Raw genomic sequence first — 18,889 nt, 5'->3', positions numbered from 1 at the left:
TCAAATGAAACTGAATATAATTCGTAATGAAATTATGTTGACATGTGTTCAGAAAAATATATGATATAGATAAAGGACGAAATTAATATTTTTTATAAGAAAAAAAGGAGGAAACATGAAAAATTCTGCTCATTTTGGAAGTCTTACTCCACGAATGGATCATTTTCGCGAAGAGATCCTGGACAAAAAGCCTTACATCGATGCGACAAGAGCCATACTGGCAACCCAGGCATATAAAGAAAACTTAAATCAGCCTGTTGTCTTAAAACGTGCTCTTATGTTGAAAAACATCCTTGAAAAGATGCCAATCTATATTGAGGAAGATACATTGATCGTGGGAAATCAAGCATCATCCAATCGTGATGCGCCTATTTTTCCTGAGTATACGATGAAATTTGTGATCGATGAACTGGATACATTTGAAAAACGTGATGGAGATGTTTTTTATATCACGGAAAAGACAAAAGAAGATCTTCGTTCCATTGCCCCTTTCTGGCAGAATAATAATTTAAGGGCAAAAGGAGAAGCATTATTGCCAGAAGAAGTCAGTGTATTCATGGAAACTGGTTTCTTTGGGATGGAAGGAAAACTAAATGCCGGAGATGCTCATCTATCTGTGAATTATCAAAGACTATTATCCGATGGATTGCAAGGCTATGAAGAAAGAGTCAAAAAGCTAAAAGGTGAATTAGATCTATGCAATCCGGCAAATATTGATAAATATCATTTCTATCGTGCTGTTTTGATCGTTATCGATGCCGTAAAGACATTTGCCTCTCGTTTTAGCAAGCTTGCCAAAGAAATGTCTTTAAATGCGGAAAAGAAACGTAGAGAAGAGCTTTTAGAAATTTCTCGTATTTGTGCCAAAGTGCCTTATGAGCCAGCATCTAATTTTTATGAAGCCATTCAGTCGGTGTGGTTCGTTCAACTTATTCTTCAGATCGAATCCAATGGACATTCCGTTTCATATGGACGTTTTGATCAGTATATGTATCCATTCTATAAAAAAGACATCGATGAAGGATTTATCACGGATGATGAAGTGGTTGAGTTGTTAGATAATCTTTGGATCAAGACTACCACGATCAATAAAGTCCGTTCTCAGGCACATACATTCTCAAGTGCAGGAAGTCCGATGTATCAAAATGTTACAATTGGTGGACAGACAACAGATAAAAAGGATGCAGTCAATGCGTTGTCTTTTTTGGTTTTAAAATCAGTAGCCCAGACTCGTTTGCCACAGCCTAATTTAACGGTTCGTTATCATAAAAACTTAGATGCGCACTTCTTTGATGAAGCTATTGAAGTCATGAAACTTGGTACAGGTATGCCAGCTTTCAATAATGATGAAGTGATCATTCCTTCTTTTATCGAAAAGGGAGTTAAAGAAGAAGATGCCTATAATTATTCGGCAATTGGATGTGTAGAAACGGCCGTTCCAGGTAAATGGGGATATCGTTGTACAGGAATGAGTTATATGAATTTTCCAAGAATCCTATTGATTGCGATGAACAACGGTGTAGATATGACAAGTCAAAAAAGATTTGTAGAACCATGTGGTTATTTTACTAAGATGAAATCATTTGATGAATTGATGAATGCCTGGGATAAGGTAGTACGGAAATTGACGCGAATGAGTGTAATCGTAGAAAATACGATCGATCTGGCCAGTGAAAGAGAAGTTCCAGATATCCTATGTTCTACTTTGGTCGAAGATTGTATTGGCCGAGCAAAAACGATCAAAGAAGGTGGAGCCATCTATGATTTTATTTCTGGATTACAAACAGGAATTGCCAATATGGCAGACAGCTTGGCAGCCATCAAAAAACTCGTGTTTGATGAAAAGAAGATCACACAACAAGAACTTTGGGATGCCTTAATAGATAATTTTGAAAGTCCGGAAAGTCAAAGAATTCAGTCTATGTTGATCAACGAAGCACCAAAATATGGAAATGATATCGATTATGTGGATATGTTAGTAGTGAAAGCTTATGATTCATATATTGATGAAATGAAGAAATATCCAAACACAAGATATCATCGAGGTCCTATTGGAGGAATCCGCTATGCTGGAACATCCTCGATTTCAGCCAATGTTGGGCAAGGGTATGATACAATGGCAACTCCAGATGGTAGAAAGGCACATACTCCTTTGGCTGAGGGTAGTTCGCCAGCTCATAACAGCGACAAAAATGGACCGACTGCTGTGTTTAAATCGGTTTCTAAATTACCAACTCATGAAATTACAGGTGGTGTTTTATTAAACCAAAAGGTAACTCCACAGTTGCTGGAAAAAGAAGAAAATAAGATGAAACTGGAGATGTTGATCAAAACGTTTTTTAATCGTCTTGAGGGATATCATGTGCAATACAATGTTGTTTCAAAAGAAACTTTGATCGATGCACAAAAACATCCGGAAAAACATAAAGATTTGATCGTTCGTGTTGCCGGATACTCCGCTTTCTTTAATGTTTTATCGAAAGCAACACAGGATGATATTATTGGTCGTACAGAACAAAGCTTATAAAAGGATGGAATTAGTTTTCCATCCTTCTTTTCGTAAAGAGATAAACCATGAGGATCGCAAGAATGCCGGCACTTAATTTAGCGATGATGAAGATCGTTGTCGAAAATGAATTCGATACACTGGCAATAAAACCGAGTTGTCCACCAAATACATAGGCACCACTGACAGAAAAAGCAGCATTGATCAGTTTTCCTTTTGTATCCATCTTGGAAAACAAAGGCATCATGGCAATGCTTGTGCCTAAACTTAAGATCAAACCAATTAAGGCATATTGATTGATGTGCAACATAGTGGCAAGTTTTTCGATTTGCAGGGAAAAATATTTTAAGATCAGCTGGCACAATACCAAAGAGCCGGCAACGATCAAAGTCATTTGAAATACGATACTAAAGACTTCCTGGATCAGATCTTGCTGGGTAAAACCAAGATCAAAGAAAAAAGTCAGGCAGACAAGGAAAAAGAAGAGATAACCAAGAATGCGAATCATATTGGCAAAGATCGTCAAGATCTTTACGCTGAGTTTTAGATTAATAAAGAACATAAATAATAGAAGTATACATAAAACAAGCAAAGGTATCATATTGATCATGAGTGAATCAATCTGTAAAAAAAGACCGACAAGGATCAAAACGATTGGTAAAACGATCAAACCATAGGCAATTCCCTGCATAAAGGATGGGACATCATCTTTTTCTAGATTATTTAAAAAGATAGGCAGCTGGAAACTAATGGTAGCTCCAATGGTAGAAGTTAATAAAACGCCGGCAAATACGATCATGTTTGGATCTTTTGAGATCATTTCCACTATGGAATATCCACCTAGATCAGGTGCTAACAAGGATCCAATCAAGATGGAAGGATCAAAGAATAGAAAATCACCTAAGCGATTGAGGATTTCAGTATTGTTTCGTAAAAAGGCAATTGAAATACAGTAAAAACCACTGATTGATAACATAAAATCACCCATGGTGATAATTCCTTTATCAAAGGCAGATGCCAAGCCGAATTTATTATCTAAGATCTTATCAATGAGGCCTATTATGGCAAAGATCAACATGATGCATACAAATGGATTCATAAAACACCCCTTCTTAAGCTTTAATATTATACAATATATTTCTAATTTTTGTTTTTTAGGTTATACTTTAAGCATGGAAATCGTAATAGTAAATGAAGCAAAAGATAGAAGCATCTATCGCTATAAAAAAGATTATGAACGCATACTGCAAAGAACCAGTGATATATTGAATCGCCATAAAGACTGGAGCTTGTCGGTTATTTTTGTGACCCCTGAACAGATTCATGAAATCAATAAGGAGTATCGTAAGATCGATCGTCCAACCGATGTGATTAGTTTTGCCCTGCAGGATGATCTTTCGGATGTTTTGATCGAAGAATCTATGTGCGAATTGGGGGATATCTTTATTAACGTGCAGGCGATTCGTGATCAGGCAAAAGAATATGGTCATTCTTTGCGCAGAGAGGCATGTTTTTTGTTTTGCCATGGGTTGTTGCATTTGATGGGATATGATCATATGGAACCAGAAGAAGAAAAAGTTATGTTTGAGTTACAGGATGTGATTCTTGATGAAGTGGTTAGTCGGTAGATTTAAATATGCTTTTGAAGGGCTGAGGTATGCCTTTAAAGACAGAAGTATTGCCTTTCAATGTTTCTTAGGCGTTTTAGCATTCCTTGCCGGAATCATATTTCAATGTTCAATGACAGAATGGCTTTGGATCTTGTTGTCGATCGTATTGGTCGTTTCTTTTGAAATCATCAATTCATGTATTGAAGGATTGGTCGATTATATTTCTTTAAAGAAAGATCCAAGGGCAAAGAAAATCAAAGATATGGCAGCGGCTGCGGTTTTTTTAGTGAGCTGTTTTGCGCTTGTTGTGGCACTCTGTATCTTTGTGCCTAAATTGTTAAATTTGATATAAGGAAAAGGTGAAAAAATGGATTATAGATCAGGTTTTATCGCAATAGTAGGAAGACCCAATGCAGGGAAATCAACATTGATGAATGCTCTTTTAAAAGAAAAAGTTGCGATCATGTCAGATAAACCCAATACGACAAGAAATAATATTGCCGGAATCTTGACATTAGAAGATGCTCAATATGTGTTTGTCGATACACCAGGGATTCATAAACCAAGACAACAGCTGGGGCGTGTATTGAATAAGAATGCTTATACCGCAATGGAAGATTGTGATGTGATTGGCTGGATCATTGATGGAACACAGAGTTTTGGTTCAGGAGATGAATTTATCTTAAATCGTATCGAGCAGCTTAAAAAGCCGGTTATCTTAATCGTGAATAAGGTTGATATGGTCAAGAAAGAGAAACTGCTTGAAACACTTTTAGGATGGCAGGATCGTTATAATTTCGATCAAATTGTTCCAATTAGTGCTCTAAAAGAGAATAATTTAAATGAGTTACTGGATGTATTCCGTGAATATTTGCCAGAAGGTGGTATGTTGTACCCAAGTGAAATGAAAAGCGATCACGATATTAATTTTCAGATCTGTGAGATCATACGTGAAAAAATTCTTTTTAAGACGCGAGAAGAAATTCCTCATAGTGTAGCTGTCTTATTGGAAAACAAGGTTGAAGAAGAAAACAAAATATTTATGCAGGCAATGATCGTTGTCGACAGAGATTCACAAAAAGGGATTTTGATAGGTAAGCAGGGAAAGATGATTCGTTCAATTCGTTTGGCAGCACAAAAAGAACTGAAAGAAAAACTAAAGAAGAATGTAGAACTTGAGTTATATGTTCGTGTTGAAAAGAATTGGCGTAATCAGGAACAAAAAATCAAGGAATTTGGATTGGATGAGTTAAATGAAGCCAACGACTGAAGTTGAAGGAATCGTTTTATCTGTTCAGGACTATCGTGAAAGTGATGGAATTATTCGCCTTTTAACGCAGGATAAAATTCTTTCGATCCTGGCTAGAGGAATCCAGAAACAAACTTCAAAGAATCGAATGATCACGCAGGTGTTTTCACATGTGCGCTATACGATCGAGCAAAAAGAGAATGGGTTATCATTGTTGTATTATGGCAATGTCATTGACAGTCATTACAAGATCATGGAAGATTTAATGAAAAGTTCTATCTGCTTTGTTTTGGCAGAAGTCATCACGCGATTTCATGGTAATCCTACAATTTATATGTTGTTTGACAAGTGTTTAAAAGAATTTCAAAATGATGATGCCAAAGCGTATAACTATGCCTGTCTGCTTTTAGCCCAAATAATTCAAAAAGAGGGAATTGCTCCATTTGTGGATGGCTGTATCTTATGTAAAAGAAAAGATCATTTAGAAACCTTGTCTGTAACCGATGGTGGTTTTTTATGTACCACATGCAATCATGATCGTATCTTACCTAGATCGAAACAGGAGATGATCCAGATTCGTTCTTTGTTTAAGGCAAATGAAAAGGATTTTACGCAGTTGAATGAAATGTTTGCGTTTAATTTGGATGATTTTATTTTCTGGGTGGAATGGTTAGAAAAATGTATACATTTTAATGTTTCAAGTTTGAAATTTTTGAAAAGTGTGCAAACACTTACATGGTAGGATTTGCTTGTGTATGTATTAGTGAAGTGGTAAAATATGTCAGGACAAAGGAGGAATTAATAATGTCTACAACAGTAAATAAAAAAGATTTAGCAGCTAAATTGGTTGCAGAATATGATTTGAGTAAAAAAGTTGCTGAAGGATGCATCAACACAGTATTTGAAGAAATCATGAACACACTAAAAGAAGATGGTGTTGTTGATATCTATGGTTTTGGTAAATTCTCATTGAGCGAAAGAGCTGCTCGTATGGGATTAAATCCAGCAACTGGAGAAAAAATTGAAATTCCAGCTTCAAAAGCTGTTAAATTCAAAGCTTCAAAATCATTAAAAGACGCTGTTAAGTAATTCATATAATTAGGCCAATTCGTTGGCCTTTTTTATTACGTTTTTGGTATAATAGAAAAGCGAAAGCATATACAAGGGGGTGCAACGCAATATGAATTTGCCTGTATATGTGATAGGACATAAAATTCCGGATACGGATTCAATCTGTGGAGCCTTGGCTTTGGCTGAGTTAAAACAGAAAATGGGTGTGAATGCAATGGCCGCAAGAATTGGTCATCTGAATCCCGAAACAAGGTTTATTTTAGATAAATTAAATGTCGAATCACCACAATATATGACGACGGCTCGAAATACCTTGGCAGAAATCGAAATTGACGAAGCGTATACTGTGTATAAAGGAGATACTTTACGCAGGGCTTGGGATATATGTCTAGAAAATAATACAAAAACACTTTATGTTGTAGACGAGAACGATAATCTTGTTGGAATGACAACAATTGGTGAAATTTCCCGGATCCAGATGCAGGATCTTGCGATCACACAACAGTTATTAAGCCAGACACCAATTGAAAATCTAGAAGCAGTATTAAAAGGAAAAATCTTATTAAAAGGAACGCTTCCTACCAATGGTCAAGTACGCATCAGTGATAAGAAATTGATGGAGCGTGATCTTAGAGGGGCTATCATGATTTTGGATGATGCCGAAGATGATATGTTAAAGAGCATGGGAAGAGGATGTGCGATCATCTGTATTGCAGAAAACTATGTTCCAAATGACTATATCATTGATATTGCCAAATCTATGGGTGTAACTTTGATCAATACGCCATATAATACGATGAAAATGATTCAGATGATCTATCGTTCTATTCCAGTAGAACTGATCATGACACCAGCACATGATATCATTCGCTTTAATAAGACGGAGTTTATTCAAGATGTGGAGCGAGAGATGTTAAAGACACGTCACTCTTCCTATCCTGTCATGTTTCAAGATAAACTGGTGGGATCGGTAGCACGTTATCACTTGTTAAAATCTGAGAAGAAGCAATTTATCTTGATCGATCACAATGAAAGAAAACAGAGTATCAGTGATATTGATTATGCAGATATCATAGAAATCGTCGATCATCATCGAATTGGGGATATTGAGACTGACAAACCGATTGTATTCAGAAACATGATCGTAGGTTCTAGCTGTACTATAGTTGGACTAATGTATTCTGAATATGGAATCGAGATGTCTGAGACAGTAGCAAAATTAATTTGTTATGGAATTATCAGTGATACATTGAATTTCCATTCGCCAACCTGCACCGAAACAGATCGTATCTTAGCTTCAAGATTAGAAAAGCAATTTGGTTTTAATCACCAGAATATGGCAACAGAATTGTTTGAGAATACCGCTACGATCAAAGGCAAGACATTTAGAGATATTCTTTATAATGACTGCAAGGAATATACTTTAAGTGGGAAGCGAGTTGCGATATCACAGGTGTTTATCTATAATCTTGATGTTGTAGATGATATTGAAGCAGACTTTTTAAAGTATATGGAAGATGAAAATAAGGCAAGAAGATTTGATCTTCGCTTGATGGTCTTTACCAATATTGAAGGAAAAGGATCTAGATTCATCTATACAGGAAAATTATCGAATTTTTTTATGGGAACGATCAAAGATTTTGAGAAACAAGGTGTTGTTTCAAGAAAGAAACAAATCGTACCTCGACTTTCAACGGAGTTAGCATGATATGGAAATTAAAGAGAGATTTTTAAAATATGTTTCAATCAATACACAGGCCGATGAAGATTCTTCAAGCGTGCCAAGTTCAGCATGTCAGCTTGATCTAGCACGTATATTGGCTCAAGAGTGTAAAGAAATTGGATTTGATGAGGTACAATTGGATGAAAGTGGCATAGTATATGCCACTTTATTCAGTACAGATGATACAAAAGATGCGATTGGTTTTTTAGCTCATATGGACACAGCCTGTGAATTAAGTGGCAAAGATGTAAAACCAAGGATCATTGAAAACTACCAGGGGGAAGTAATTCAACTTAATGATCATTACAGCATGTCTAAAGAGATGTATCCAGCTTTGGCTACATGTATATCTGAAGATTTGATCGTTACTGATGGTACAACTTTACTAGGTGGTGATGATAAAGCTGGAATTGCGATCATCATGAGCGCTTTAGAAAAAGTAATCAAAGAAAAGATCCCTCATGGAAAGATCATGGTGGCCTTTACCTGCGATGAAGAAGTAGGTCGTGGAACAGATACTTTTGATTTAGATCGATTTGATGTGGATTATGCCTACACGATCGATGGAGGTGAAGTTGAATGTGTTGATTATGAAAACTTCAATGCGGCTAAAGCTCATATTGAAATTGTTGGCAGTTCTATTCATCCAGGCGATGCCAAAGATAAGATGATCAATGCTGGATTGTTAGCCGTAGAATTTGCCAGTCGTTTTCCAAAGGAGCAGATTCCATCAAAAACAGAAGGTAGAGAAGGTTTTTACCATTTGACCAATCTACAGGGAGATGTTGAACTTGCAACGCTTGACTATATCTTAAGAGAACATGATGAAGATAAATTCAAGGCACAAAAGAATTTTGTGACAGATTTAGTGGATGAGTTTAATCAAAAATATGATGGAAGATTTCAATTAGAGATCAAAGATCAATACAAGAATATGTATTCGTATATCAAACATGATATGCGTTGTGTAGATAAAGCGAAACAAGCGATAGAAATGGCGGGCATTAAACCGGTATCAAATCCAGTACGAGGTGGTACAGATGGAGCCATGTTGTCTGAAAAGGGCTTGTTGACGCCAAATCTAGGAACGGGTTCGTTCAATCATCATGGTCGTTATGAATTTGCCAGCATTCAAAAAATGGAGAAAATGGTCGATATTGTTATAAATATTATTAAATATTAGGAGGAATTATATGGATTATGCAAAGGAAGCTTTAAGACTTCATGCCAAATGGAATGGAAAGTTAGAAACGATTCCAAAGATGCCAATCAAGACAAGAGATGATTTATCAATTGCGTATACTCCTGGAGTGGCAGCACCTTGTCTTGAAATCAAAGATGATCCTAAAAAGAGCTTTACTTATACCGCAAGAAGCCATTTAGTTGCGGTCATTACAGATGGTTCAGCAGTTTTAGGGTTAGGAAATATTGGAGCAGAAGCTTCAATGCCAGTTATGGAAGGAAAATGTGTATTGTTTAAAGCATTGGGGAATGTAGATGCGATTCCATTGGCATTAAATACACAAGATACAGATGAATTGGTTGAAACAATTGCCAGACTTGAGCCAAGTTTTGGTGGGATCAACTTGGAAGATATCGCAGCACCACGCTGTTTTGAAATTGAAAGAAGATTACAGGAAAGAATGAACATACCTGTATTTCATGATGATCAGCATGGAACGGCCATTGTCGTTAGTTCCGCTCTTGTGAATGCCTTAAGATTTGTCAAAAAAGACGATCCAACGATCGTAATCAATGGAGCTGGCAGTGCAGGGTGTGCTATCGCCAATTTGATCCTTGAAATGAAGATTGGTAAAGTGATCTTATGTGATAAAGATGGAATTCTATCTGAAGAAATGAATTTAAGTGATGAACAAAGAAGATTGATGTCCATCAGTAATCCTGAACATAAAAAAGGTAAATTGGCCGATGCACTTGCAGGAGCCGATGTATTTATTGGGGTCAGTGCAGGGCATATTGTAACCAAAGAGATGATTGCCAGTATGAATAAAGACGCTATTGTGTTCGCAATGGCAAATCCAATTCCAGAAATTGAACCGGAAGATGCTAAAGCTGCGGGAGCTAGAATTGTTGGAACGGGAAGAAGCGATCACGCTAATCAGATCAATAACGTATTAGCTTTCCCAGGGATTTTTAAAGGTGCTTTGCGTGCACAGGCAACTTGCATCAATGATGAAATGAAGAAGGCGGCCGTATATGCGATTGCCTCTATGATCAAAGAAGAAGATCTTTCTGAAGAAAATGTTATCGTATCTGCACTTGATCCTCGTGTGGCAGATGTAGTAGCTGATGCGGTCGAAGAAGCAGCAAAAAAATCAGGTGTTATCCGTCAATGGGAGAAAACTAAATGAGCAGGCGAGTAGGATTGGTTGCCGAAGGGGGAGGTACCAAAGCTGCTTATTCTGCTGGTGCATTAAAATGTTTCTTAGAAAATGGAATCTATTTACCATATTGTGTTGGTATCTCGGCTGGATCGGAGATATTGTTATCGTATGTCACAAGACAAATTGACCGTATGGAAATTACTGGTATCGATGCACCTTGTCAAAAAGAAGTAATTGGAATTCGTCCTTTATTAAAAGAGGGAGGCCTTTTTGGAATTGAAGCGACAAATGACTTTATTGAATCCAGAGCGCCTTTAGATTTTGAAGCATTACGAAACAGTGAAACACAGATGGATGTAGGTTTATACAATATCAAAGAACATACTGTAGAGTATTTTGATAAATCGTATGTAGACAAAGATATGACGTTGATCAAAGCTAGCTGTGCATTGTTATTATTGTCAAGACCTTATATGTTCAACAATAAAAAATACATGGATGCCGGATTGGTCGATATGATCAGTATTGAGCAGAGTATTCGTCGTGGGAACAAGAAACACATTGTCTTATCCACAAAGGAAAAAGGATATGTTCGCAAACCGGCACCAAAGTATCAACAATTATTAGCTAAGCTCGTATATCATGATGACAAAATCGTCGATGATCTAAGAAGACGTCATGAAAGATATAATGAGCAATGGGATAAGATTGCCCAGTTAGAAAAAGAAGGTAAAGCCTTGGTTCTTCGTCCCAGCAAGGATATTGGGGTTTCCCGTTACACAACGGATCCGAAAAAACTTCGACCATGGTTTCAATTAGGCTATGATGAAACTTTGGCAAGACTGGATGAGATAAAAGAATTTATCGATGAGGATTAGACAATTTATCCATTAAACTTTATATTGGAAGACTTGTATGAAAGAAAAGAAAATAAAACTTTATAACATGGCTTTTCCAATCTGGTTATTATGGTTGATACCCATTACTTGGTTTATTATTCTTCCTGTAAATTTTTTCATAGACTTATTGGTTGTAGTCTTAACGATGAAATATTTGAAAATAAAAAATATTAAAACCTTGGTCAAACCAGCAATTTTAAGAATATGGATATTTGGTTTTATTGCGGATATGATTGGAACCGTATTGATGATCATACCTTGTCTCATTCAATTTGATTATAATTCTCAGATAGGTATGTGGTGGTATCATAATCTATCTAATGCGATCATGTGTAACCCTTTTGAAAGTGTCTATGCTTTTATATGGGTGATGGTGAGTTTAATAATCAGCGCATATTGCATTAATTACTTTAATTCTAAGTTTTGTCTTAAAAAAGTTGACTTATCTTTGATCCAGAAAAAGAAAATAGCTTTGTCTTTAGCTGTATTTACATCTCCATATGCATTTTATCTTCCAACGGCTATGTTTTTTTAATGGATTTTAAGGTTTTATTCGGTAAGAAAAAAGATTCGGTTGAAACTTTTTCATAGATTTTGTATAATTTTAATCGTTAAAACGATGATCAGGCATAGTAATTAGGTGCCCTTTGACAGAGAACTGGACTCATCGGCTGAAAGGTCCAGGCAAAGAAGGTCTAATGAATTCACCTGGGAGCAAAGGTTAATCCCTTTCCGTATCACACGGTTATCATGATAATTAAGTGCGTTTCGACGAAACAGGATGGTACCGCGAACTTTGTTCGTTCCTGTATTCGTCGTTTTTTTTGTAAAGGAGACTAGAGAATATGGAACCAATCGAAACGTTACAACAAGAAGCCCAAGCTAAGATTCAGTCCGCTGCAAGTCTTTCGGAGCTAAATGAATTGCGTGTCTTGTATCTTGGAAAAAAAGGTCCTGTTCAGGAATTAATGAAGGGCATGAAAGATCTTCCTAAGGAAGAAAAACCGATTTTTGGCCAGAAAGTCAATCAGTTAAAACAGTTATTGTCTTCAATGATCGAAGATAAAAAAGTTGAGTTGGAAAAGAAGGAAATGGAAGCTAAAATTGAAAATGAAAAAATCGATATTACGCTTCCAGGCCGCAGTCCAGTATTAGGCAATGCGCATCCTTTAAATCTTGTAAAACAGGAATTAGAAGATTTATTTATTGGTTTAGGGTATCAAGTTATTGAAGGCAATGATATCGTAGACGATCTATATTGTTTTGAAAGAGCGAATATCCCTAAAGATCATCCAGCAAGAGATATGCAGGATAGTCTGTATATTGACCAAAATACTTTATTAGGAACACATACGACAGCAATCCAAATGATGGTACTTGAAAAATCTGCACCGAATTTGCCAATCAAAGTTGTTTGTCCAGGTAAAGTATATCGTCGCGATGATGATGATGCGACACACTCTCATCAGTTCATGCAGATGGAAGGATTGGTTATTGGAGAAAAAGTTACTCTATCAGACCTTAAAGGAACGTTGGAGTTTATGGCGAAAAAATTATTTGGTCAGGATCGTCAGATTCGTTTTAGACCAAGTTATTTCCCATTTACAGAACCTAGTGTTGAAGTAGATGTAACATGTCATATTTGTAATGGAAAAGGATGCCCAACATGTAAAGGGACTGGCTGGATCGAAATCTTAGGTGCTGGTGAAGTGCATCCAAATGTCTTGAAAATGGCTGGTTATGATCCAGAAAAATGTTCTGGATTTGCCTTTGGTGTAGGAATTGAACGTGTTGCGATGTTGAAATATGGAATTGATGATATTCGTCATTTCTATACAAACGACAAGCGTTTCTTGGAGACGTTCAAACGTTTTGATTAGGAGGATTTAACATGCGAATTTCAAGAAAATGGTTATCACAATATATGGATGTATCCGATCTTAGCATTGAAGAAATGGCAGATCGAATTACATCAGCAGGTTTAGAAGTTGAAGGTATTGAACGTTTGGCACAAGGGACAAATCTTGTGATTGGTCAAGTAGAGGAATGTTATCCTCATCCAGACAGCGATCATTTAAACTGTACAAAAGTCAATGTAGGCGATGAAGTTCTGGATATCGTATGTGGGGCTCCAAATGTAGCTGCTGGTCAAAAAGTCATCGTTGCTCTTCCAGGGGCAAAGCTTCCTGGTGGCGAAATCAAAAAAGGTAAGATTCGTGGACAGGTAAGTAATGGTATGATTTGTTCTTTGGTGGAATTGGGTGTAGATCCACATTCTTTAAGCGAAGAGCAAAAATCAGGAATTGAGGTTCTTGATCAAGATGCGCCGGTTGGAAATAAAGATCCTTTTGCCTATTTAGGTTTAGATGATGAAATTTTGGAAATCGGATTGACTCCTAACCGTAGCGATTGTCTTGCCGCTTTTAATATGGGATTGGAAGCTGGTGCGATCTTAAAAAGAGAAGTAAAACTTCCAGAATATCAAGGTGCTGCAAATGTTGGAGGGCCTACTAAACTTCATGTAAGCAGTACAACAGAAAAATGTCCTTTGTTTTTAGGAAAGGTCATTGGGGAAATCACGATCAAAGAAAGTCCAAAATGGATGAAAGAATTGTTAGCCGCTTCAGGGATGAAATCAATCAACAATGTTGTCGACATTTCAAATATCGTAATGCTTGAAACAGGACAGCCAATGCACTTCTATGATAAAGATGCGATCGTAAATCAGGAAATCACGGTTGCCAGTGGTTTTGATGAAGACTATGTTGCCTTGGATGGTGTTACATATCATTTACTTCCAGAAGATATCGTGATCACAAACCAATCTAAACCAATTGGTATTGCAGGTATCATGGGCGGAGATGATTCCAAGATCTTAGATACAACAAAAGGTTTGATCATCGAATGTGCTATTTTTGATCATGTGTCTATTCGTAACACGGCTCGTCGTTTAAATTTGGCAACAGAATCAAGTATTCGTTATCAAAAAGGGATTGAACCACTTGCCGCATCAAAAGCATTGGATCGTGCCGTGCAATTATTGATTGAGTATGCCGATGCGAAGATGATCGAAGAAACTGTACAGTATGGAGATTCTGGATATACACCAGTAAGCCTTTCTTGTACTTTAAAAGATATCAATGATCGTTTAGGAACGAATTTTAATGCAGAAGAAGTAAAAGATATATTTGAACGTCTGCATTTTGAACCAGAGTATGAAGATGGCAAATATATGGTACATATTCCTAGTTATCGTACAGATATAGAAGGAAAAGCAGACTTGAGTGAAGAGGTCATTCGTTTATTGGGATATGACAGATTGCCTAGTACTTTGCCTTTGATGGAAATGACAGAAGGTAAATTAAACGAAAAGCAGAAACTAATTCGTACTGTTCGTAATTTATATTGCCAGTTAGGTTTGCAGGATTGTTTAACATATACACTAGTTAGCACACAGAAAAAGGACAATGCAATCTTAGGATTACAGGATCCAATCCAGTTAGCAAGTCCAATGAGTGAAGAAAGACGCTGGATTCGTACAAGTATCCTTCCAAGTTTATTGGATGTAGTTAGCTATAACCACGCTCGTACGATCAAAGATGTGAATGTATTTGAATTGAGCAATGTTGCCGGAACCCAGGGAACTCGTATGCATTTAGCCTTTGTCTTAAGTGGACTTTTGCAGCAGACTCGCTGGCTTCAATATGAACTGCCAAGTGATTTCTATACAGGAAAAGGTTTGATCGAAACATTATTTGATCACATTGGTATTTCTGCAGCACGTGTTTCTTTTGAGGCAAATACAGAAGATGTGGTGCATTTCCATCCATATCAAAGTGCCAAGATCTTGATCGATAAAAAATGTATAGGATATTTAGGAAAAATTCATCCACAGTATGCTAAAGAGACAGATTGTAAAGATGTAATTATGGCCGAATTGGATTTTGATGCATTGGTTGATATCAAGAAAGCAAAGATCAAATTTGCACCAGTTTCAAAATATCCAAGTGTACAGCGAGATCTTGCGTTTGTGATCGATCGAAATATGCCGGTTAAAAAGGTTGTGAGTATCATCAATAAAAATGCACGCTACAACAAGGAAGAAATCATTCGCAATGTGGAAGTATTTGATGTATATCAAGGAGAACATGTTGCCAAGGATGAAAAATCAGTTGCGTTATCTATAACATTCCAGTCAGATACACATACTTTAAAAGATGAAGAGATCAATGAAGTATTTGAAAACATCTTGCAGGCAATCCAGACGGAATGCGATGCGACATTAAGATCTTAATAACGATAGAGTCTTCGGACTCTATTTTTTTATTAGGTAGACAAAGTAGCGTTTTTGGATTATAAAGAAAGAAAAGAGGTGTAGACAATGAACCAGAAAATTCTTATTCCTGATCATTTTATGATTGGAACCAGTTCCAGTGCCTGGCAGATCGAAGGTTGTGCTGGAAAAAGTGAAACGCAAAAAAGCTGGGCTGATTTATTTTATGAAACAGATCCTAGCCGCTGGCATGATCAAATTGGGCCAGAAAAAGCCAGTGATTTCTATCATCATTACAAAGAAGATATCAAGACGATGGCAGATTTTAAAATGAATACATTTCGTTTTACGATCCAATGGGCAAGATTTATGAAAGATGCTTTAAAAAAAGAAGTAGATAAAGAAGCCGTTGCATATTATCGAGATGTGATTCAAACAATCAAGGTTCATGGTATGAAACCTATCGTATCTTTGGAACATTGGGATATTCCAGCGATCTTATTAGAGAAATATGATGGATGGGCTTCGCGTGAAACGGTGGATCTATATGTAGATTATGTTCAAAAAGTTCTTGATGAATTTCATGATGAAGTTGATTTGTGGTTTGCCTTTACTGAGCCTAATATTCCTATTGATAATGGATATATCAAAAAAATATGGTATCCATTTGTGCATGATCCTCAACGTGCGTATCAGGCACATTTTCATAAGATCTTGGCAACAGCCAAAGCGGTAGAAATTTCTAGAAAATATGAAAATGTTAAAATGGGAGCTATGGTGCATATGACCCCGGTTTATTCCAGAAGCAAAGATGCTCGCGATGTAGAAGCAGCTTATTATACCGATCTTTTTGAAGTTAGACTTTATTTAGATGCCTATCTAAAAGGTGAGATTCCTTCAGAAATATTCACGGAGCTTTCTAAGCACGGATGCTTGTTTGAGTTTAAAGAAGAGGATCTTAAACAAATTAAAGAGAATCAAATTGATTTATTAGGCATTGATTATTATTTCCCAATTCGTGTAAAAGCCAGAGAATCAGCATATGATGGTCCGTTCTGTTCAAAATATTATTATGAAGATTATGTATGGCCTCAAAGAGAATACAATGCCGATAGAGGCTGGGAAATCTATCCGCAGGCAATTTATGATATAGCCATGCGCATTAAGAAAGAGTATGGCAATAAACCTTGGTTTATATCGGAAAATGGTATTGGAATAGAAAATGAAAATCGGTTTAGAAACAATGATGGATATATAGATGATGAGTATCGAATTGATTTTATTAAAAGGCATTTATCATATGCTATAAAGGCGCAGGCTGAAGGTTGTAACTGTCATGGATATTTAATTTGGTCATTCATTGATAATCTTTCTGCCATTAATGCATTTAAAAATCGTTACGGATTATTGGAATTAGATTTAGATACATATAAACGTATTCCTAAAAAATCTTTATATTGGCTAAAGAAGGTTTTAGAGCAGGGATATTTGGATTAGTTTTTTTCTCGTAATAGCGTTTATTATGATAAAATAAATGGTAATAAAAGGATAAGAACTATGGACATTTTATATACGAAAAAAGATTTTTTAGACATATTTTCAACTATGGGCATTGATGAAGGAATGGTCGTGCTCGTGCAGGCAGATTTAACAGGATTTAATGAAATTTTGTCAGGGTCACAAGCTATCATTGAGGCTTTACAGGAATTGGTAAAAGAAGATGGCTGCATTATCTGCCCAACATTTAGTTTGTCTTGTTTGGATCCGGCATGCTATGAACAAAATGATTATACGTATGAAAGCTGGAACATGATTCGTGACAATATGTTGGGGTATGATCCAAAATTAACATCATGTGATGTCTATGCAGATTTTGCCGATCAATTTTTAAAAAATGAAAATGTACGAAGAACCAATCATCCGGTATATAGTTTTGCCTTTTGGGGAACATATGATGAAAAGTGTTTAGAGCAACCGTTAAACTTTCCAATTTCCTTTAGTCGTGTTTTTAGAGAATTTGTAGATCGACGGGCATGTAATATTTTAATTGGCGAAAAAATAGAAAATAGTCTTCTTTGGCCTGCCATGGCTAAAACGATGAATCAAGGTATTCTCACAATCAAGAGAGCCATTATAAATCAAGGGAGAGGAAAACAATTAAAAAATTTCCTGAACCTGGAAGTGGATCAGGAAAGGATGGAAGAATACAAAAAGATGTGTTATATACAATCATCTGAATATTCAAGAAAAGCAATTCACTTTCTTTCTTTAGATACAAGTGAAGAAAGTATATAAGATATTTCTAAAATCGTTTCAACAGTATCTTGGTCAAAGTTATTGTATTGGTCTGAATCGATATCCAGGATTGCCAATAATTCATTATTATAAATCAAAGGTATTACTAACTCGCTTTTACTGGAATGATCGCAGGCGATATGTCCATCAAACTGGTGTACATTATCAACTACGATCATTTTTTTGCTTGCTGCACAAGTTCCTACAACGCCCTTATGGTATGGAATTTTTGTACAGGCTACCTTTCCTTGGAAAGGGCCTAAGATACATTCTTGATTTTCATTATCACAATAATATAGACCGGCCCAATTTATATGTGGAAATTCATGATATAGGATAGCTAATATATTTGATATGTTTGAGATAGGGTAAAGAGTATCGTCAACAACCGTTTGACATTGTTGAAATATAATATTTTTCATGCGTAATCTCCTTTCAAGCTGGTTATAGTTTAGCATATGTTAAATAAAAAAATAAAATATTGAAAAGGAATAAGTTTATGATATTATTCATTTAGAAAGGTTATAACATAGAGAAATCTATGTATCAAAATGATTTAAGTCAATTGGTGTAGTGTATCGGGGAAAAGGCATAGCTTGGATCGTTTTGGTTATAACTAAAAAGACGACAAGATGAACAATAATAGATTCAAAACGGTCGTCTTTTTTTTGTTTTATAAAAAATATAAAAAAAGTGAAAAAAGTATTTGACATAGAAGGGGGATATTTGCTAATATAAACGGGCGCCAAGGGAGAGCGGATCTGATAAAAGAGAGTTTGAAAAAAAAGCTTGCAAAGTCCACCAAGTTGTGGTAATATAATCAGGCACGCGAAACGGTGCAAAAAAGAGATCTTTGAAAACCGAACAGAATAGAAGAAACCAAGAACGAAACGTCAATTCTGGAAAGAAGAAACAATC

At 36.2% G+C, this 18,889-nt stretch carries 18 protein-coding genes; 15 read left to right on the top strand and 3 right to left on the bottom strand.

Annotated elements, in window-relative coordinates; genetic code table 11:
* Positions 1 to 115 precede the first annotated feature (115 nt).
* Positions 116 to 2,527, top strand: coding sequence for a glycyl radical protein (locus PND65_RS07200; protein ID WP_271991157.1), 2,412 nt, complete (start codon positions 116 to 118; stop codon positions 2,525 to 2,527).
* Positions 2,528 to 2,537: 10 nt separating this feature from the next.
* On the opposite strand, the gene eutH is transcribed toward PND65_RS07200, so the two are convergent.
* Positions 2,538 to 3,605, bottom strand: coding sequence for an ethanolamine utilization protein EutH (gene eutH, locus PND65_RS07195; protein WP_195294322.1), 1,068 nt, complete (start codon positions 3,603 to 3,605; stop codon positions 2,538 to 2,540).
* Between the two features lie 73 nt (positions 3,606 to 3,678).
* Between eutH and ybeY the strand changes: the two genes are divergently transcribed.
* From ybeY to PND65_RS07125, 14 genes are all read left to right on the top strand, one after another.
* On the top strand, positions 3,679 to 4,134 hold the full coding sequence (gene ybeY, locus PND65_RS07190) for an rRNA maturation RNase YbeY (RefSeq protein WP_035403160.1): 456 nt from the start codon (positions 3,679 to 3,681) through the stop codon (positions 4,132 to 4,134).
* Entirely contained in the window at positions 4,115 to 4,468 is a 354-nt protein-coding gene (locus PND65_RS07185; RefSeq protein WP_015535970.1) for a diacylglycerol kinase family protein, read from the top strand. The genes ybeY and PND65_RS07185 overlap by 20 nt, the downstream gene beginning before the upstream one ends.
* Before the next feature lie 15 nt (positions 4,469 to 4,483).
* Positions 4,484 to 5,386 carry a GTPase Era gene (gene era / locus PND65_RS07180; protein ID WP_022355971.1) on the top strand — a complete coding sequence of 301 codons (903 nt, stop codon included), beginning with the start codon at positions 4,484 to 4,486 and terminating at the stop codon, positions 5,384 to 5,386.
* Positions 5,370 to 6,107 carry a DNA repair protein RecO gene (gene recO, locus PND65_RS07175; RefSeq protein ID WP_195376090.1) on the top strand — a complete coding sequence of 246 codons (738 nt, stop codon included), beginning with the start codon at positions 5,370 to 5,372 and terminating at the stop codon, positions 6,105 to 6,107. The genes era and recO overlap by 17 nt, the downstream gene beginning before the upstream one ends.
* A 62-nt stretch (positions 6,108 to 6,169) precedes the next feature.
* Positions 6,170 to 6,454 carry an HU family DNA-binding protein gene (locus PND65_RS07170; RefSeq protein ID WP_015535973.1) on the top strand — a complete coding sequence of 95 codons (285 nt, stop codon included), beginning with the start codon at positions 6,170 to 6,172 and terminating at the stop codon, positions 6,452 to 6,454.
* Positions 6,455 to 6,545: 91 nt separating this feature from the next.
* The gene (locus PND65_RS07165) at positions 6,546 to 8,144 is read left to right on the top strand and encodes a putative manganese-dependent inorganic diphosphatase (protein WP_087320231.1); all 1,599 of its coding nucleotides are present in this window, start codon (positions 6,546 to 6,548) and stop codon (positions 8,142 to 8,144) included.
* A 1-nt stretch (position 8,145) separates the two neighbouring features.
* Entirely contained in the window at positions 8,146 to 9,342 is a 1,197-nt protein-coding gene (gene pepT / locus PND65_RS07160) for a peptidase T (RefSeq protein WP_271991156.1), read from the top strand.
* Positions 9,343 to 9,352: 10 nt separating this feature from the next.
* A complete protein-coding gene (locus PND65_RS07155; RefSeq protein WP_195191229.1) occupies positions 9,353 to 10,531 on the top strand; it encodes an NAD(P)-dependent malic enzyme in 1,179 nt (392 codons plus the stop codon).
* Complete coding sequence (locus PND65_RS07150) at positions 10,528 to 11,382, top strand: patatin-like phospholipase family protein (protein WP_271991154.1); 855 nt, start codon at positions 10,528 to 10,530, stop codon at positions 11,380 to 11,382. The genes PND65_RS07155 and PND65_RS07150 overlap by 4 nt, the downstream gene beginning before the upstream one ends.
* Positions 11,383 to 11,419: 37 nt before the next feature.
* The gene (locus PND65_RS07145) at positions 11,420 to 11,938 is read left to right on the top strand and encodes a hypothetical protein (RefSeq protein ID WP_271991152.1); all 519 of its coding nucleotides are present in this window, start codon (positions 11,420 to 11,422) and stop codon (positions 11,936 to 11,938) included.
* Between the two features lie 310 nt (positions 11,939 to 12,248).
* Entirely contained in the window at positions 12,249 to 13,283 is a 1,035-nt protein-coding gene (gene pheS / locus PND65_RS07140) for a phenylalanine--tRNA ligase subunit alpha (RefSeq protein WP_271991149.1), read from the top strand.
* A gap of 11 nt (positions 13,284 to 13,294) precedes the next feature.
* On the top strand, positions 13,295 to 15,697 hold the full coding sequence (gene pheT / locus PND65_RS07135) for a phenylalanine--tRNA ligase subunit beta (protein WP_271991147.1): 2,403 nt from the start codon (positions 13,295 to 13,297) through the stop codon (positions 15,695 to 15,697).
* A gap of 87 nt (positions 15,698 to 15,784) precedes the next feature.
* Positions 15,785 to 17,173, top strand: coding sequence for a glycoside hydrolase family 1 protein (locus tag PND65_RS07130; protein WP_271991144.1), 1,389 nt, complete (start codon positions 15,785 to 15,787; stop codon positions 17,171 to 17,173).
* Positions 17,174 to 17,233: 60 nt separating this feature from the next.
* On the top strand, positions 17,234 to 17,971 hold the full coding sequence (locus tag PND65_RS07125; protein WP_087320220.1) for an AAC(3) family N-acetyltransferase: 738 nt from the start codon (positions 17,234 to 17,236) through the stop codon (positions 17,969 to 17,971).
* On the opposite strand, the gene PND65_RS07120 is transcribed toward PND65_RS07125, so the two are convergent.
* On the bottom strand, positions 17,932 to 18,393 hold the full coding sequence (locus PND65_RS07120; protein WP_271991142.1) for a GAF domain-containing protein: 462 nt from the start codon (positions 18,391 to 18,393) through the stop codon (positions 17,932 to 17,934). The two genes, PND65_RS07125 and PND65_RS07120, sit on opposite strands and share 40 nt — an antisense overlap.
* A 307-nt stretch (positions 18,394 to 18,700) precedes the next feature.
* Positions 18,701 to 18,889 (bottom strand): hypothetical protein (locus PND65_RS07115; RefSeq protein WP_271991140.1); only part of this gene is annotated, 189 nt, incomplete at its 5' end.

The organism is Faecalitalea cylindroides, from assembly GCF_028321995.1.
Classification (GTDB): Bacteria; Bacillota_I; Bacilli_A; order Erysipelotrichales; family Erysipelotrichaceae; genus Faecalitalea; species Faecalitalea cylindroides.
This window is presented reverse-complemented; position numbering and strand designations above follow the sequence as displayed.

Excerpts from the sequence above, each read along its gene's own strand:
- PND65_RS07200 (WP_271991157.1), top strand. The coding sequence starts at position 116 with ATGAAAAATTCTGCTCATTTTGGAAGTCTTACTCCACGAATGGATCAT.
- eutH (WP_195294322.1), bottom strand. The coding sequence starts at position 3,605 with ATGAATCCATTTGTATGCATCATGTTGATCTTTGCCATAATAGGCCTC.
- ybeY (WP_035403160.1), top strand. The coding sequence starts at position 3,679 with ATGGAAATCGTAATAGTAAATGAAGCAAAAGATAGAAGCATCTATCGC.
- PND65_RS07185 (WP_015535970.1), top strand. The coding sequence starts at position 4,115 with ATGAAGTGGTTAGTCGGTAGATTTAAATATGCTTTTGAAGGGCTGAGG.
- era (WP_022355971.1), top strand. The coding sequence starts at position 4,484 with ATGGATTATAGATCAGGTTTTATCGCAATAGTAGGAAGACCCAATGCA.
- recO (WP_195376090.1), top strand. The coding sequence starts at position 5,370 with ATGAAGCCAACGACTGAAGTTGAAGGAATCGTTTTATCTGTTCAGGAC.
- PND65_RS07170 (WP_015535973.1), top strand. The coding sequence starts at position 6,170 with ATGTCTACAACAGTAAATAAAAAAGATTTAGCAGCTAAATTGGTTGCA.
- PND65_RS07165 (WP_087320231.1), top strand. The coding sequence starts at position 6,546 with ATGAATTTGCCTGTATATGTGATAGGACATAAAATTCCGGATACGGAT.
- pepT (WP_271991156.1), top strand. The coding sequence starts at position 8,146 with ATGGAAATTAAAGAGAGATTTTTAAAATATGTTTCAATCAATACACAG.
- PND65_RS07155 (WP_195191229.1), top strand. The coding sequence starts at position 9,353 with ATGGATTATGCAAAGGAAGCTTTAAGACTTCATGCCAAATGGAATGGA.
- PND65_RS07150 (WP_271991154.1), top strand. The coding sequence starts at position 10,528 with ATGAGCAGGCGAGTAGGATTGGTTGCCGAAGGGGGAGGTACCAAAGCT.
- PND65_RS07145 (WP_271991152.1), top strand. The coding sequence starts at position 11,420 with ATGAAAGAAAAGAAAATAAAACTTTATAACATGGCTTTTCCAATCTGG.
- pheS (WP_271991149.1), top strand. The coding sequence starts at position 12,249 with ATGGAACCAATCGAAACGTTACAACAAGAAGCCCAAGCTAAGATTCAG.
- pheT (WP_271991147.1), top strand. The coding sequence starts at position 13,295 with ATGCGAATTTCAAGAAAATGGTTATCACAATATATGGATGTATCCGAT.
- PND65_RS07130 (WP_271991144.1), top strand. The coding sequence starts at position 15,785 with ATGAACCAGAAAATTCTTATTCCTGATCATTTTATGATTGGAACCAGT.
- PND65_RS07125 (WP_087320220.1), top strand. The coding sequence starts at position 17,234 with ATGGACATTTTATATACGAAAAAAGATTTTTTAGACATATTTTCAACT.
- PND65_RS07120 (WP_271991142.1), bottom strand. The coding sequence starts at position 18,393 with ATGAAAAATATTATATTTCAACAATGTCAAACGGTTGTTGACGATACT.